Source organism: Paenibacillus sp. Y568 (assembly GCF_059445545.1).
On sequence record NZ_JCAIUM010000002.1, the window covers coordinates 410594 to 426858 of the forward strand.

Below are 16265 nucleotides of genomic sequence, written 5' to 3' on the forward strand. Positions count from 1 at the left end.
ATGAGTTTTTTATCTGGATTGTTGGAGTTTATAAAGGATATTTTGTCCCAACCGGCTCTTTTAATTGGAATTATGTCCTTTATTGGGTTGATTGCCTTAAAAAGACCAGGACACAAAGTATTAACTGGAACTTTGGGACCCATTCTCGGTTACCTTATGCTCAGTGCGGGAGCAGATTTCATCGTTGCCAATCTGAATCCACTAGGAGCATTGATCGAGAAAGGGTTTCATATCCAGGGCGTCGTTCCGAACAATGAGGCCATCGTAGCCTCAGCACAAAAGCTACTTGGAGTAGAAACCATGTCCATTCTGGTGCTTGGTCTAGTGCTCAATCTGGTGATCGCCCGTTTCACCAAATATAAATATATATTTCTAACGGGGCATCACAGCTTCTTTATGGCTTGTCTATTATCAGCAGTACTAGGTACTTCAGGAATGTCTGGTGCTCTCTTGATTATTGTAGGCGGGTTCCTTCTGGGCGCATGGAGTGCAATCTCACCAGCGATCGGTCAAAGATACACCTTGAAGGTTACTGATGGAGATGAAGTGGCGATGGGCCATTTCGGAAGCTTGGGTTATTATTTGGCGGCTTGGGTTGGTAAAAGAGTTGGTAAACCCGAAGATAGTACAGAAAAGATAAAAATTCCGGAAAAATGGAATTTCCTTCGCAATACGACAATTTCAACGGCTTTAACCATGGTTGTATTTTATTTAATCGCTGCATTTGCGGCCGGACCCGAATTTACATCGACGTTATCTGATGGGATGTCGCCGTATTTGTTCGCTGTCATGACAGGGTTGAAGTTTGCTATCGGTGTAACCATTGTTTATTCGGGAGTCCGGATGATCTTGGCAGATTTAATTCCCGCTTTCCAAGGGATTGCAACCCGAATCATTCCTAATGCCATCCCTGCGGTCGACTGTGCGGTATTCTTTACGTATGCGCAAACCGCTGTCATTATCGGTTTCGTATGTAGCTTCATCGGCGGTGTCATCGGAATGTTAATTCTAGGTGTGAGTGGAGGAGTGCTTATCATCCCCGGTCTCGTTGCTCACTTTTTCTGTGGTGCGACAGCAGGGATATACGGTAATGCGACAGGAGGTCGCAAAGGAGCAATTATAGGCTCTTTTGTCAATGGATTAGCGCTGTCATTCCTTCCTGCTCTTCTGCTACCTGTGCTTGGTAATTTAGGTTTCTCTAACACGACCTTCGGAGATATTGATTTTGCCGTACTGGGTATTACTCTTGGTCAAGCTGGTTCAACAGGAATATACGTTATTGTAGCTATATTAATCATCATTTTGTTAATCCCTAATTTTATCAAGACCAAATCAATTACGTTAAACAACTATGAAGATACTAAAGGAGACTAACTATGAATAATCTAAATATCAAAATTTATGCAGATGGTGCCGTTGTAGAGGATATGCTAGTTGCTTACCGATCCGGAAAAATAAAGGGGTTCACGACAAATCCTACTTTGATGAAGCAGGCTGGAATAAAAGACTATGAAGAGTTTGCTAAGGGAGTACTACAGAGTATACCAGATAGACCGATTTCATTTGAAGTCTTCTCCGATGATTTCGCTGTGATGGAGGAAGAAGCCAAAAAAATTGCTAGTTGGGGTTCAAATGTGTATATCAAAATCCCGATTACTAACGCTCAAGGAGAAACTTCTATTCCTTTAATCCGCAAGTTATCGGGACTAGGGTATTCACTGAATATTACTGCTATATTAACGCTTACTCAGGTCGAAGAGACCGTGAATGCTTTCGCACAAGGGACGACTAATGTGGTCTCGGTATTTGCAGGGAGAATGGCGGATTCTGGAGTAGACCCTGTACCGATGATGAAAGAAGCTGCAGCCATCTGTCATGCTAAAGAAGGAACCGAGCTACTATGGGCAAGCCCAAGAGAATTGCTTAACATTTTTCAGGCGGACCAATGTGGATGCGATATTATTACCTGTACACCAGCAATCTTGGGCAAACTACCCTATGTGGGGAAGAAAATGGAGCAAATCTCACTAGAGACCGTTCAGATGTTCTCCAAAGATATTCAAATGCTCGGCTATTCCATTGTGTAAGGTTCTAGTGGTTCTGAAAGGACGCTCCGCGAACGGACCGTTTCTCCAATCGCTGTGGTCTCCAAATTTCTAAATTGAAACCGCTCAGCGGTTAAAATTCGGAGACAGCGTATGCCTTCGAAGTAGCTTTCCTTTGGAAAGCTTTTAGGCGACCGCTATCGCTTTTACGAAATCGTTCCGTCCTCTGCGCTGCCTTAAGCATATTTTTGCAACTTTTCAACCAAAACAACAAAAAAATCGCTCTTATTGGTAAAATGGAAGTACGACCAACCATACCAAAGGGAGCGATTTTTTGTACATTCATGTACCTTGGATCAAATTTTCTAGTCGATGGGTTTAGAAGAAGACATTCCACAAAATCACCTAGTTCGTCTCGTCAATGCAGCTGTAAATCTAGCTGAACGATGCGATCTTTGACGCTGCTCTGCGTTTTTGATCAAACGCGGTTTGTTTCATTAGATTGTGGCCAAGTAAAAACCAACCGCTTGATCTAACGTACATCAATATTATCCACGGCCCGCTTGGAAAGATGGATATTTAGTCATTCCGCCATCGGCAAACAATGTAATGCCTGTGACATAGCTTGCTTCAGATGAGGCTAACCATGCGGCAACAGCAGCAATCTCTTCTGGTTCACCAATATAACCCATGGGGATCATACTTATTACATCTTGCTTCTGTTTGGGATCTGCAAACTTTTCTGCGTTAATGGGTGTATTAATTGCACCTGGACCAATGTTATTTACACGAATTCCCTTTGGTGCGTACTCTAAGGCTAATGTTTCAGTCATTAACTTTATGCCCCCTTTACTTGCTGCGTAATGAACGAATAAAGGCCATGGAATTTTCTCATGAACGCTAGACATGTTAATAACCGATCCCTTAATATTATTGTTCACAAAATATTTGATAGCTTCACGACTTCCTAAAAAAGCACCCGTTAAGTTTGTACTGATAACTTTGTTCCAATCCGATAAAGGTAGCTCATGTGAAGGGACTGCATTCTCAACTCCAGCATTATTGATCATAATATCTAATGTACCAAATTGCTTAACAGCAGATTGAACAAGGTTAATAACATCTTCTTCTTTCGTTACATCACCTGGAACGATCATTCCGTCTCCGCCTGCGGTTCTAATGGCTTCTAATACTTTTGCCGCTTCGTCTGCATTTGACCGGTAGTTTATGACTACGTTGGCATGTTCTTTACCGAATCGAATGCCCATTGCTTTTCCTAACCCTGTTGAACCGCCTGTGATTACGACCACTTTTCCTTTTAAATCTGCATACATCATGAAAACTCCTTTGTTAACTTTTAGCAAGACCTAACAGTACGCCAGCTGTGATAATAAGTAGGATGCCAATAGTGACCCAAATGTATTGACGTTTCGTTTTTTTTTCATGTAATATTAATATCCCGCCAAGGGTTGAAATAACAACGCCCATCTGAGATAGAGAGAAACTTGTGGCAACTCCCACGCGAGGTTGTGAAATAAATAAAAACATGTTTCCTGCAGCCCATATCAAACCTGGAATAATATTTCTAATTACATATTTGTTAAAGGGTTTATGTCTGAAGGTTAGTAGCACTCCACCGATCACCATTCCAATTGCTTGAGGTAAAAGAGCGGACCAGCCATCTACTTCAAATAGTCGTAAAATGACTACATAAACTAAATAACCAACGGTAGAAATTAAAAGAATCAGAATTCCCTTTTTAAAATCACCTGATTTGAGACCTTGTTTGTCTTGTTTGCCCTCTTTGTCCTCTAATGATGTTAAAATCACACCACCGATAATTAAGACTAACGCCAAAATGCCTAAAACAATGGATGTGATCGTAGACCATTCGTGAAAGACGATAACACCAAATAATGTTGTTGCAACTAATTGAAGTCCCGTTGAAATCGGAATTGTCTTGGATACGCCCATTAATTTAATGCTTTTTAATTGATTAACTTGACCAATTGCCCAGAATAGACCTGATACAATCCCAATTCCAAATATCAAGGGCGATAAAACAGGCCGAACAAACAGGTACACACAAATTGAAAAGATAAAAGCACCTATGGTAGTTCCTAGAGTTTGACTATAGGGCCCACCGCCTAGTTTTACATTGAAAAGGACGATGCTTCCCCAAAAAAATGCGGGTAAAATCGCAAACAAAATATCCATTTTTTATTACCTTTCCTTAAAAGATAATCATTCTATCCATAACATTCCCTTGAAGTCATTTTTGAATGCATACCATTTAATTAGTGCCGAAAGATTGAAGCGGAGACTTATTAAAATAAAGGGATTCAAAGATGATTTAAAGAAGTAGTTAACATGTTTTTAGTAATTCCTTGAATTTTCTATATACGGACTTGTATCAGAGGCAGGGTTCACATTTGATATTGAGAAAGGCTGGATGGTAAATATGACAGAGGAAAGTAAGCTATATTCTGGGGGAAGTAAAGGAGGCCCAACGGCGCCGAAGGATCCAGTAGATAGACGGAGTGGCTTTTTTTTAATGTACGATTCTCAGATTGAAGCTACTCCCCGAAATGAAGGCGAGCCTTCACAAGAAATCTATTTAGAGGGAGAACAAATAAAGAATAAGGCAAGGCTCGCAGGTGGCGTGACCGATGAGAATATACTGAAATTGTTGGAGAGTTGCGAGGGTTTCCATTCCTTGGTTCATAGCATAGGCATATCCATTAGATCCGAACAAGATCCTGGGGGAATTATCAACGTTGTACTGCAAAATTGGGGGAAAGTGAATAAATATGAATCAGGTACCCTACTCAGAATTCCATGTCCCAAGAACGGAAGTGAAGTAATTCTGAATCTGGAAGACTATGAATGGTCTCTGGAGGATGATGTCCTAGGCAAAATAGCATTTGAATTTGACCAAGCCGGACAAATAGCGATAGCAAGCATTAAGTTCTATCTGAATGACGGGTATCACGTTCCAGAAATAGAGATGGAACCCCCAGTAGATTTTGGATCAGCAGGCTATCAGGCTATGATTGCTAAGTCTCTGGTAAGCATGGGAAATTCACTCAGGTTGAAGACTGCAATAGAAAGAGCGGAACGTGGCGATGAGGTCACGATAGCTTATATTGGAGGATCAATCACTCAGGGAGCAGGGGCAAAGCCTATTCACACCGGTTGTTATGCATACAAATCCTATTTGAAATTCAAGGAGATGTTTGGACAGGGAGAGGGAGATCATCTCCATTTTATAAAAGCGGGAGTAGGAGGAACCCCCTCTGAACTGGGCATGATTCGCTATGAACGGGATGTATTAAGAGACGGCGACATACAACCTGATATTGTTGTGGTTGAGTTTGCCGTAAACGATGAGGGTGATGAGACTAAGGGGAACTGCTATGAAAGTCTGATTCTTAAGATTCTTGCCAGTGAGAACAAGCCAGCCGTTGTTTTATTATTCAGTGTATTTGTGAATGACTGGAATCTGCAAGATAGACTTTCACCTGTAGGCAGACATTATGATCTTCCCATGGTTAGTGTAAAAGACGCTGTTGTGGAACAGTTTGGACTAACTAAAGCGGCCGGAAACGTTATTTCGAAAAGACAATTCTTCTATGATATCTATCATCCGACCAATGATGGTCATCATGTTATGGCGGACTGTTTGGCTTATCTGTTCGCTGAATGCAAACGCAATTCTTCGAATCAGGTAGATATTACAATCCCTGAGTCCCCAGTGCTGGGGAATGACTTTGTGGATGTTCGGTTAGTCGACCGAAGTAGCGATCCAAGCGTTGCTAAGATCTCAGCAGGTGGATTTATAGAAATCGACCATGATCTGCAATTCGTGGAGCTGGATGATCGTCCTGAGCCAACACCGCAGTTTCCTCATAACTGGATGCACACGGTCTCTTCTGGTCAAGAAGGTTTTAAAATGACCATCCTGAGTCGTAGTCTCATTCTTGTTTATAAGGATTCGGGAAAAGGTGAGTTTGGAAGCGCGGAGGTTTTTGTGGATGGCTTGTTGGCTAAGACAGCGAATCCCCATGAGAACAACTGGACGCATTGTAATCCCGTCATTCTGTACAGTGAAGAGAGTTGCAAAGAGCATAATGTAGAAATTCGAATGGCCCCAGGTCATGAGGGAAATTCTTTTACTATCTTAGGGTTTGGATACACCATATAAGGGGATCATAATTTTAAAGATGAAGTCAAATTATCATATGAATGATATTCTGACTTTATCTTTTTTTTATGTTGAGAAAAAACGGATCTACAAACATAAAGTGTAACAACTTGCCAAAACTAAGCGATTTATTATAGACTATTTTCTATCGGCTCTTTTTTTAAAGACCCTTATGTGATGCAAAAGATTGAAGATATAGCAACAAAAAGAAATTAATCTGGAACGGGGAAATGAAATGAATGAAGTCGCAAGAAGACAACGTAAAGTCAATAAACTGAAGATTATTTCTAAAGTATTACTAATTATTATTGGGGGACTAATAGCTGCCTATGGTCTAGAAGCAGTATTAATACCTAACAACGTCTCAGACGGTGGTGTGACAGGTCTAAGTATCGTAGGCTCAGAATTATTTGGATTACCGTTAGGGTTATTAATTGCCTTAATCAACATTCCCTTTGTGTGGTTAGGATATAAGCAAATTGGTAAAAGTTTTGCCATTTATTCAGTTATTGGTATTGCGTCACTAGCTATCGGGACGATGCTTATGCATCACGTACATACAATTATTCATGGTGATACGTTGTTAGTTACCGTTGTGGGTGGTATTATCATCGGTTTTGGAATGGGACTAGCATTGCGTAATGGTGGCGCATTAGATGGGATTGATATGTTAGCCGTATTACTTTCACGGAAATTACCTTTCGGAACAAGTGATCTCATATTATTTTTAAACATGTTTGTGTTTATTATTGTTTCATTCGTATTTGATCTACAGGCTGCTATTCTATCAGCAATCGCATATTTTATTGCTTCAAAAGTCATCCATATTGTTGAAGAAGGATTAAGTGGGTCCAAAACTTTTAAAATCATTACAAGTCAACCCGAACTAATGGTAGAGACGATTCGTGATCGATTAGGTCGTGGTGCTACATATAGTGATGCTTACGGTGGTTATTCAAAAGAACAATTCAAGGAAATCACTTGTGTTATTAACCGTTTGGAAGAAAGCAAAATAAAAGAAATCATTAATGAAATTGACGAAAATGCTTTTGTTACGGTATATGATGTAGCAGAAGTTAAAGGTGGTAGTTTCAAAAAGAAGGATATTCATTAATGACAATTTAAAAAGAGTGTTGAACATGAGGGCTCAAGCACAATGCTTGAGTTTTTTTGTATCTTTTTAATTTGATCCTTTCGAGTTGCATCCATTTTCTGTTATAGTATTATAACAAGAATAGTTGTAATAAAAGCGGGGGTGCTTCTCATAAAGATATTACAGTTAACCATGGATGAAGCAGTTGAAATAAGCAAAGTAATCTCCAACGAACATCGGATGAATATTTTGAAAATATTAGGCACAGGTCCACACAACGTCAATGAATTATCAGAAAAGTTAGGTTTACCGTTTTCTACGACAGCCGTAAATGTAAGAAGGCTGGAAGATGTCAACTTAATTACTACTGAACTAGTGCCTGGACGAGGAACACAGAAGGTGAACACTAAAAATTACGATCGTATTATCATTGACTTGTTTACAGAGGAACCAGAACCAGAAAAGAATGTCATTACGATTGATATGCCGATTGGTGAATATGTTGATTGCCATGCAGAACCTAGTTGTGGACTGGTCAGTGATAAGGATTACATCGGGATGCAAGACGATCCACGTTCATTTTACGAGCCCGGTCATAGAGAGGCGCAATTGCTCTATTTCCGAATGGGTTATGTTGAATATCGTTATCCGAATCGGATTCCGTATGGGAATACGGCAACAGAAATAAACTTCAGCGCAGAAATATGTTCTGAAGCACCGTATCACAAGTTGGATTGGCCATCAGATATTACAGTTTGGGTTAATGATATCGAGATTGGTACATGGACTTCTCCTGGTGACTTTGGTGGGGTGCGAGGCTTCAATACACCTGAATGGTGGTTGATTTATTTCACGCAATATGGGCTTTTGAAGTATTGGAAGATCAATCAAGATGGAAGTTTTATTGATGGCGTGAAGATGTCAGATGTCACCATAGCCGAATTAAATCTTAGCGAAAAACCGTTTGTTTCGCTAAGGATCGGAGTCAAGAAAGATGCAGTCAATGCAGGTGGTCTCAATTTGTTCGGCCCGAACTTCGGTAATTATCGGCAAGGAATCATTATGAATGTACATTATTAAGACTTTGCTACAATAAAATAGACTATAAAAAAAGAGAGCGGACATGATTGTTCCTCTTTTTTTATAATATAACCCCATATAACCTATTAAAATGTTATTAATGTTAAAATAATACATTAATAGCGAGATTGAAGCTAAAATATCGAGATTTTTATTTAAAAATATATTGATATATAACAATAAAACATGTTATATTAATTTTGAAAAAAGACAAATCACTTTTTAGGGGGTTATGGAATGAAAAAAGTCATGTCTCAACTTGTACTTGTTCTGATGATTATTACGGTAGTATTGAGTGGTTGTTCGACGGGGGATAATTCTAAATCTAAAAATGAAAGCGCTAACAATGGTGGCGGTGAAAAAGGGAACGAGGTTGTGAAGTTAACATACTGGGTTCCGTTTAGTGGGTCTGATGGAGAATACATGGAGAATATGGTTAAGTCATTTAATGAATCGCAGAAAGAAATTCAAGTCGAGTTCATGAATAACAATTGGGATAATTACTATCCGAAGCTTCTATCTTCCCTTGCGGCAAAATCAGCACCAGATGTAGCAGTGGCGCACGTGTCACACTTGGCTGAATTGATTCCAACAGGGATGGTTGAACCGCTTGACGCGTTAGCGACAGAAGCTGGCCTTGATTGGTCAACCTACGGGAAGAATCAAGAGACGTCAGTTATTCGCGATGGTCAACATGTTGCCATACCGCTAGATACGCATGCGGTAGTCATGTACTACAACAAGAAGTATCTTGGTGATGCAGGGCTTCTAAACGCCGATGGTAGTATTAAAATGGATCCAGGCGCAGAAGGTTTCACTAAGATGCTAGAAGTTCTTAAAGAGAAGTTGCCTGCTGATGTATCGCCTATGGTTATCGGAAGTAACAATGTCTTTACGTACTGGATCTGGTATGCCCTTGTTCAACAACAAGGAGGTACTTATTTTAAAGATGGTCAGCCAACGATCAATACACCTGAGGGTAAAGTTGCGATGGAACTGCTTCAGACTTGGTTGAATAAGAAATTGATGTTACCTGACATCGGTGATAATAGTTACGATCTTTTCAAAACATCTAAAGCAGCAGTTACGTTTACTGGCGTATGGTCAACAGGGAACTTCGAGAGTGAAGCATCCCTTGATTTCGCAGCAGCTCCATTTCCTCAACTATATGACCAACCGGCCGCATGGGGTGACTCGCACACATTGATTGTACCTAAGCAAGATAACAAAGAAAAACAGGTCGCTGCCGTTAAATTCGCGGACTGGTTAGCAGAACATGGTGCAATGTGGGCAAAAGCAGGTCATGTACCATCTAAACCATCCGTATTAGCATCGGAAGATTACAAAGCAATGCCATATCGTGCAAGTTATGCAGCTGTTATGGATGTCGTAAAATATATGCCAGATACACCAAAGCTTGGTGCAATAAATGACACGGTTCTTGAATCGCTTGTTGAAATCAATTATGGACACCAAAGTATAGATGAAGGATTGGCAGCAGCACAGAAAAATGCAGAAAAATTAATGACGAGATAACCAAACAAATGATATATCTACGGGGTATTTAAGTGATATCCCGTGATATCTTCATTTGAAGGAGTGAGAAAATTTGAAATTCAAAAGCCAAAGTTATAAAAACTATTTAGCAGCCCTAGTCTTTTTGGCTCCGTTCATGATTCTCTATTTAGTATTTTGGATCTATCCGATACTCAAAGGGTTTATATCAAGCTTATTTGCTGGTACTTTAGGTGCGGAGAAAACCTTTGTGGGAGTGGACAATTATGAATATATGATGAGTGATGAGAAGTTCTGGAGCTCCTTATGGAATACATTGTACTTTATTGTCATCTCCACACCTTCAATTGTCATCTTAGGATTAGGAATGGCGTTACTTGTTAATATGAAGTTGAGAGGCACGACAATGCTCAGAACGGTTTATTTCATGCCTTACATGCTCTCAGTATCCGTTGTAGGTAGCATTTGGGTATTTATTCTGCAATCTAGAACAGGGTTGATCGCTGAAACGCTTAACTCTATGGGAATGACCATGGAGATATCCTGGTTTGGTAGCTGGGGTATGGGTTGGATCTCCATTTTGATCTCCACGCTTTGGTGGACGGCAGGATTTAATATGATATTATTTCTCGCAGGATTACAGGAAATTCCGGATGATTTATATGAAGCAGCAGATATCGATGGGGCCAATAGGTGGGCGAAATTTCGGTATATCACCATGCCTTCGTTAAAGGGTGTCACCGCATTGGTGATTCTGCTACAAACGATAGCCTCCTTCAAACTGTTTGGCCAAACCTGGCTCATTACCAAAGGGGGACCTGGATCATCCACAACCCCACTAGTTCACTATATTTATCAAATCGCGTTTAGGCAATGGGACACAGGGTATGCTTCAGCCGTATCTTTCGTTTTATTTTTGATCATTGCCATGATTTCATTGGCTCAGTTCAAACTATTGATGGGGAAGAAATAAAGAAGAGGTGAACCATGCATGAGTAACATAAAACGAATGATGAACATAAGAATTTGGGGCTACATTATTGCATATGCGTTTGCCATAATCATGCTCGCACCTTTGCTGTGGATGTTCATAGCTGCTTTCAAAGCGCCAGGATCCACGGTAACGATCGTCGGGGAACTGTTTACAACGAAGTTTTCTCTGGATAGTTTCATGAGCGTACTGAAACCTGATGGAACAGCTATGATGTGGCGATGGACATTGAACAGCATTATTGTCGGTATTGTACAGACAGGTATTACGGTATTGATTAGTTCATGGGCAGCATTTGCGGTGTCCAGAATTCAATTCAAAGGAAAGACCTTTGTATTTGCACTTATCCTAGTAGGGATGATGGTACCTGTAGAATCGATTGTAGTTCCATTATTCGAAATGATAACCGATCTAGGTTGGACGAATAGTTATAACGCGCTTATTTGGCCAGGGATGATGCTTCCGCTCGCATTCTTAATTCTTAAGCAATTTATAGATCAATTACCTAATGAATTATTGGAGGCTGCCAAAATAGACGGCGCAAGTATTTTTACGATTTGGTTGAAATTAATATGGCCATTATCTCGCAGCTCTATGGCTGCGGTCAGTATATTTATTTTCATACAGTCTTGGAATAACTTATTGTGGCCTTTGTTGGTGGCACAAGATACTTCAATGATGACATTACCTGTAGGAATTCCAACATTCCAAAGTATTTTCGCAACAGATTTGGCTGTACCAATGGCCTCAAATGTTCTTGCGAGTATTCCAGCTGTGCTCGTATTCCTGTTATTCCAAAAACACATCATTAAGGGTATCTCTACAACAGGTATCAAGTAAATGGGGGAAAAGTATGAGAGAGAACTGTAGCTTAAATGGGTCGTGGAATTTCCTGATTGACCGAAAGGATCAAGGAGAAAGAGATACTTGGTTTGTGAAAGGTTTAATAGATGCTCGACAAGTTGAAGTTCCACATATATGGCAAAGAGAAGAAGAATACGTGCACTATTGCGGTACAGGATGGTATGAGAAGCAATTCACTCAGGCAGAACTTTCCACCGGTATGAACCTGTATTTATGTTTTGGAGCTGTGGATTTTCAGGCAAGAGTATGGTTGAATGGGGTCTACATTGGTGAACATGAAGGTGGGTTTACACCATTTGAATTCGATGTTACCCAGGTAATAAATCAGGGGGGAATGAACCGCCTAACCGTGAGGGTGTTTGATCCTCAGGATAACGCTGAGATCCCAATTGGCAAACAAGGAAGTTGGTATACGAGAATCAGTGGCATCTGGCAGGAGGTATTCTTGGAGCAACGTTCTAATTGTTTCATTGAACATGTTCATATTTCTCCGAATATTGATGATGAAATAGTAGAAACATATTTACGTATTTCCGGAGAGTTCAATGAACCACTCATTGTTGAGTATACCATTACAAATCACGAGGATTCAGACAACAAGATTGTAGTATTCCAAGACATGATCATGAATAATGAATCTCGTCACCATATACCTCTTGAGAATGCGATTTGGTGGTGTCCCGATAATCCTCACTTATATGATATGACAGTTACCATCAAAGAAAATCATGGCGACGTTATCATCGATGAGTTCGTCACCTATTTCGGTATGCGGAAGATTGAATTTGAGGAAGGTCAGTTGTTGCTCAATCATCAACCTTTGTATGTCCGAGGGGCGCTAGATCAAGCATTTTACCCGGATACAATCTACATTGCGCCTTCAGACGAGTGGATATTAAATGAAATTAAGCTTGCCAAACAAATGGGATTTAACCTACTACGTAAGCATATTAAAATCGAAATTCCTCGTTACCTCTACTGGGCGGATCGCATGGGCATGTTAATATGGGCCGAGCCACCCAATGTAGTGAAGTGGTCAGCACAGAGCAGGCAAAGATTCTATAGCGAGCTTCGCGGAATGATTAACCGGGATTTCAACCATCCATCGATTCTTATATGGTCTTTGTATAATGAGGAATGGGGATTGGAATGGGACCTAGCTAACGATATTGAGAAGCAAGAACATGTGAAGATCATGTATGATGACATTAAAAAAATGGATTCGACCCGGTTGATCTGTGATAATTCAGGCTGGGTTCATGTGAAGACAGATATTAACGATCATCATCGTTATTTTGTACTGCCGGAACAAATCGAAGATTGGAAGACCGACATAGAAGAATATATGGTAGGAAATCCTGAGAAGAACTACGTTAACGGTTATAAACCACAAGGTGAGCCAATTATCGTATCTGAGTTCGGAGTATGGGGACTGCCTAGTGTTCAGAAATTGATAGATTACTATAAGGGTGAACCTTCGTGGTTCGCGAATCTTGGAGACGACACCCATCGAGAAGATTTTAAAAATCCACTTACCGCATTAGCGAATTTCGATAAGTATCAATTAAATCGAATTTTCGGAGATTTCGAGAATTTGTCGTTCTACTCTCAGCGCAGAATGGTTCGAGCTGTGAAATCATTAATTGAAGAGATGCGTAAACAACCACAAATCAACGGATATGTGGTTACTGAATTTACAGACGTTGAATGGGAAACAAATGGTTGGTTAGATTACACTAGAAACATGAAAATCGGTTTCGATAGAGCAGGAGATTTCAACGGAAGTCTTATCGTTATGGCAGATCGCTTGAAGCGTAATCTCTGGTGCGGGGAGACTCAATCTTGGGATGTGATCATATGTAATGACGACCTGCGTCCGCTACAAGGTGAATTGAAGTGGGAAATTAGGGGTACGGATGTGTCTGGCAGCATTCCGATTCATGAAGAGAATCAAGCTTATGTTCGACTGTCGGAAGGTATTCGATTTACTACGCCAAGGGTTCTTACTTCGGCATTTCATACATTAAGACTAACTTTGGTTATGGACAGCGAGGCCGTGGCAACGAACGAAGAGGAATTAACCATTACACCGCAGGAAATTATGCCTTCTGTTGCCGTCTACGCTTATAAAATGGATGCATGTTTTCAGGCTTCCCTTGAAGCCAATGGATGGACAGTGATTGAAAATTTCACATCTGCTCAAGTCGTTATTACTTCTGTCCTAGATGATTCAGTATTGGAGTATTACCGTAACGGGGGGCATGTATTGTTCTTAGCAGAAGAAGGAGATAGGTTATCCGACAAGGGGCAGTTTACGTTCCGAGAGCTTGTACGAGGCGAGAGTTGGAATCGCACTTCCTCATTCAATTACGTCGATCCGACCTATTTCGATGGCATTCCACTCCATCATGAGATGGGCTGGGAAATGGAAGGGATTTATCCTGAATATATTGTGCCATTTAGTAACTATGATAAATTGGGTGGAACGATGGGACGCATTGTCTATATGTTCGGCAATGAGAGTATTACCCACACAAGCGAGATTGTCTCAGGATATTTCCAAGGTTGGATTGGTCAAGCTGGCGGGTCTCTTGTAGTCCAGAGAAGTGCAGAAGGAAGTCTTACTTTAACAACATGGAAGTTAAAAGAAAGTTATGGAACCCATCCAATTGCAACGCAATTGGTGAATGCTTTGATCATGAAGTTCATATAGGTTGAGTTATCCAGGAAAAGATTGCAGAACAAAAGGTAGTTAGTGTTTTGATTTCGATATCCATATGAAGAAGGATCTTCATTATCCTCCTTTAAAATAAAGAAGAACCGTAAACACATGGGGTTACCTAAGGTGCTATAAAAGGGGCTGTCTCAAAAGTGGATAAATCATTTGAAGAGGTAGCCGATTTCCCAAAAAAATATTGATGCACAAAAAATAGTAGGTCAAGTGGGTTATCCTTGCCCTACTATTTGGCGCTTTTAATCCATTGTGGCTTGCTTCAACAGATTTTGGGCAAGTGAAAGCCACCCGACCTCAAGGCTAACTTTTTGCAAACCTCGAAGCAGACGACAGCTCGAATTTCTTCTGCCTCTTAGGTATGCATAGTTTTCTTCTCCACCATATCCAGCATCAGCGATAACTGTTTTCGGGACGACTCCCCATGTGGCTTTTATCTTCTCTAAATGCGGTTTCAGACAACGCGTATCCGTGGGTCTTTGATGGATATTGTACCCCACAATGAACTGGTTTTCTGTCCCGATTTGCACGTTGTATCCAGGTTTCAACTGACCATTCCGCATATGATCCTCTTTCATCCGCATGAATGTAACATCTGGATCCGTCTTATTAAAGCTGTTGCGTTGACCGAGTGTTTCCTGATATTTCTCGTACTTTTGTAGACGAGGGAGCAAGTCCTTACGAAGCACTCGAACTGCCTTTTTCAAGGGCTTGTCTTTCGGCGTTTCCAGATGACGGTTTTCGAGTTGTTGAACGGCTTTTTCTAGCTTTTGACTGGTAAGTTCATCCTGACCACTTAACTCGGCGAGATCTTGATCTTTGAATTCTTGATCTTCATGTTTTTGAGTTTCTTCGATGGTAGCAAATAGAATCTGTACTTTCTCCTGAAGTTTGGCCTTATGCTTGACGATAGCTTTACCCCAAACAAACGTATAGCGATTCGCATTTGCTTTGATCTTAGTCCATCCATAAAGTAATGTTCTAACGTAACATACTTTTCTTCGATGAGAAACTGAAGCACAGCAGTAAATGCCGTTTCAAGTACGTCTTTCATTCGCTTTGAACGAAAGCGATTAATAGTCCGGAAATCTGGGCGTTGTCGTCCGGCCAACCACATGAACGGAACTTGTTCTCGTATGGCTTTGGCAATTAAGCGAGAAGAATAAAGCCGCTGAGTGTACGGATAAATGATAACTTTAGTGAGCATTTTTGGGTGGTAACTATCCCTGCCACAACCGGGATAAGCGGCATCAAAAATAGAATCGTCGAGTCGATTCACAGCCGTGTTAATGAGGCGAACGAGGTGGCTTTGAGGAATCTCTTCTTCCAAATCCATTGGCAGAAAAAAGCTAGCTGGTCCATGGTATATTGAATGTACAAAAAAATCGCTCCTTTGGTATGGTTGGTGGTACTTCCATTTTACCAAAAAGAGCGATTTTTTTGTGTTGTTATCGGTTGAAAAGTTGAAAAAATACGCTTAAAGTAGCGTAGAGGACGGAACGATTTCGTAAAAAGCGATAGCGGTCGCCTAAAAGCTTTCCAAAGGAAAGCTACTCCGAAAGCATACACTGTCTCCGAATTTCAACCGCTGAGTGGTTCCAATCCAGAAATTTGGAGACTGAGAAACGGTCCGTTCGCGGAGCGTCCTCTCAGAACACCTAACTTTCTCCTACAAAAAAAATGGGGTGCCCCTAGCCATTTTCATGACTTATGGGACAGCCCCAGGTATAAACACCTTGGCA

At 40.7% G+C, this 16265-nt stretch carries 11 protein-coding genes and 1 pseudogene; 9 read left to right on the plus strand and 3 right to left on the minus strand.

Annotated elements, in window-relative coordinates; translation table 11 throughout:
- Both ulaA and AC1D7X_RS04980 read left to right on the plus strand, forming a co-directional pair.
- Positions 1–1374, plus strand: coding sequence for a PTS ascorbate transporter subunit IIC (ulaA, locus tag AC1D7X_RS04975; protein WP_495457861.1), 1374 nt, complete (start codon positions 1–3; stop codon positions 1372–1374).
- A gap of 2 nt (positions 1375–1376) precedes the next feature.
- On the plus strand, positions 1377–2087 hold the full coding sequence (locus AC1D7X_RS04980) for a transaldolase (RefSeq protein ID WP_495457836.1): 711 nt from the start codon (positions 1377–1379) through the stop codon (positions 2085–2087).
- A gap of 506 nt (positions 2088–2593) precedes the next feature.
- On the opposite strand, the gene gdh is transcribed toward AC1D7X_RS04980, so the two are convergent.
- Together gdh and AC1D7X_RS04990 are read right to left on the minus strand one after the other, a co-directional pair.
- Positions 2594–3379, minus strand: coding sequence for a glucose 1-dehydrogenase (gene gdh, locus AC1D7X_RS04985; RefSeq protein ID WP_495457862.1), 786 nt, complete (start codon positions 3377–3379; stop codon positions 2594–2596).
- Between the two features lie 16 nt (positions 3380–3395).
- Positions 3396–4262 (minus strand): GRP family sugar transporter, encoded by an 867-nt coding sequence (locus AC1D7X_RS04990; protein WP_495457837.1) that lies wholly within the window; start codon positions 4260–4262, stop codon positions 3396–3398.
- A gap of 244 nt (positions 4263–4506) precedes the next feature.
- Here AC1D7X_RS04990 and AC1D7X_RS04995 point away from each other — a divergent pair, with 244 nt between their 5' ends.
- The 7 genes from AC1D7X_RS04995 (at position 4507) to AC1D7X_RS05025 (ending at position 14505) form a co-directional block, all read left to right on the plus strand.
- Positions 4507–6249 carry an SGNH/GDSL hydrolase family protein gene (locus AC1D7X_RS04995; RefSeq protein WP_495474760.1) on the plus strand — a complete coding sequence of 581 codons (1743 nt, stop codon included), beginning with the start codon at positions 4507–4509 and terminating at the stop codon, positions 6247–6249.
- A 235-nt stretch (positions 6250–6484) separates the two neighbouring features.
- The gene (locus tag AC1D7X_RS05000; protein WP_495457839.1) at positions 6485–7363 is read left to right on the plus strand and encodes a YitT family protein; all 879 of its coding nucleotides are present in this window, start codon (positions 6485–6487) and stop codon (positions 7361–7363) included.
- A 171-nt stretch (positions 7364–7534) separates the two neighbouring features.
- The gene (locus AC1D7X_RS05005) at positions 7535–8422 is read left to right on the plus strand and encodes an ArsR/SmtB family transcription factor (RefSeq protein WP_495457840.1); all 888 of its coding nucleotides are present in this window, start codon (positions 7535–7537) and stop codon (positions 8420–8422) included.
- A gap of 237 nt (positions 8423–8659) precedes the next feature.
- Entirely contained in the window at positions 8660–9958 is a 1299-nt protein-coding gene (locus AC1D7X_RS05010) for an ABC transporter substrate-binding protein (protein WP_495457841.1), read from the plus strand.
- 73 nt (positions 9959–10031) lie between these two features.
- A complete protein-coding gene (locus AC1D7X_RS05015; protein WP_495457842.1) occupies positions 10032–10910 on the plus strand; it encodes a carbohydrate ABC transporter permease in 879 nt (292 codons plus the stop codon).
- Positions 10911–10928: 18 nt separating this feature from the next.
- A complete protein-coding gene (locus tag AC1D7X_RS05020) occupies positions 10929–11768 on the plus strand; it encodes a carbohydrate ABC transporter permease (protein ID WP_495457843.1) in 840 nt (279 codons plus the stop codon).
- 13 nt (positions 11769–11781) lie between these two features.
- Positions 11782–14505, plus strand: coding sequence for a glycoside hydrolase family 2 protein (locus tag AC1D7X_RS05025; RefSeq protein WP_495474761.1), 2724 nt, complete (start codon positions 11782–11784; stop codon positions 14503–14505).
- Positions 14506–14830: 325 nt separating this feature from the next.
- On the opposite strand, the pseudogene AC1D7X_RS05030 reads toward AC1D7X_RS05025, so the two are convergent.
- Positions 14831–15903: pseudogene (locus tag AC1D7X_RS05030) on the minus strand (IS1182 family transposase); the annotation flags it as partial.
- Between the last annotated feature and the right edge of the window lie 362 nt (positions 15904–16265).

Coding starts and splice junctions, on each gene's coding strand:
- AC1D7X_RS05020 (WP_495457843.1), top strand. CDS start 10,929: ATGAGTAACATAAAACGAATGATGAACATAAGAATTTGGGGCTACATT.
- AC1D7X_RS05000 (WP_495457839.1), top strand. CDS start 6,485: ATGAATGAAGTCGCAAGAAGACAACGTAAAGTCAATAAACTGAAGATT.
- AC1D7X_RS05005 (WP_495457840.1), top strand. CDS start 7,535: ATGGATGAAGCAGTTGAAATAAGCAAAGTAATCTCCAACGAACATCGG.
- AC1D7X_RS04995 (WP_495474760.1), top strand. CDS start 4,507: ATGACAGAGGAAAGTAAGCTATATTCTGGGGGAAGTAAAGGAGGCCCA.
- AC1D7X_RS05010 (WP_495457841.1), top strand. CDS start 8,660: ATGAAAAAAGTCATGTCTCAACTTGTACTTGTTCTGATGATTATTACG.
- AC1D7X_RS04980 (WP_495457836.1), top strand. CDS start 1,377: ATGAATAATCTAAATATCAAAATTTATGCAGATGGTGCCGTTGTAGAG.
- AC1D7X_RS04990 (WP_495457837.1), bottom strand. CDS start 4,262: ATGGATATTTTGTTTGCGATTTTACCCGCATTTTTTTGGGGAAGCATC.
- AC1D7X_RS05025 (WP_495474761.1), top strand. CDS start 11,782: ATGAGAGAGAACTGTAGCTTAAATGGGTCGTGGAATTTCCTGATTGAC.
- gdh (WP_495457862.1), bottom strand. CDS start 3,379: ATGTATGCAGATTTAAAAGGAAAAGTGGTCGTAATCACAGGCGGTTCA.
- ulaA (WP_495457861.1), top strand. CDS start 1: ATGAGTTTTTTATCTGGATTGTTGGAGTTTATAAAGGATATTTTGTCC.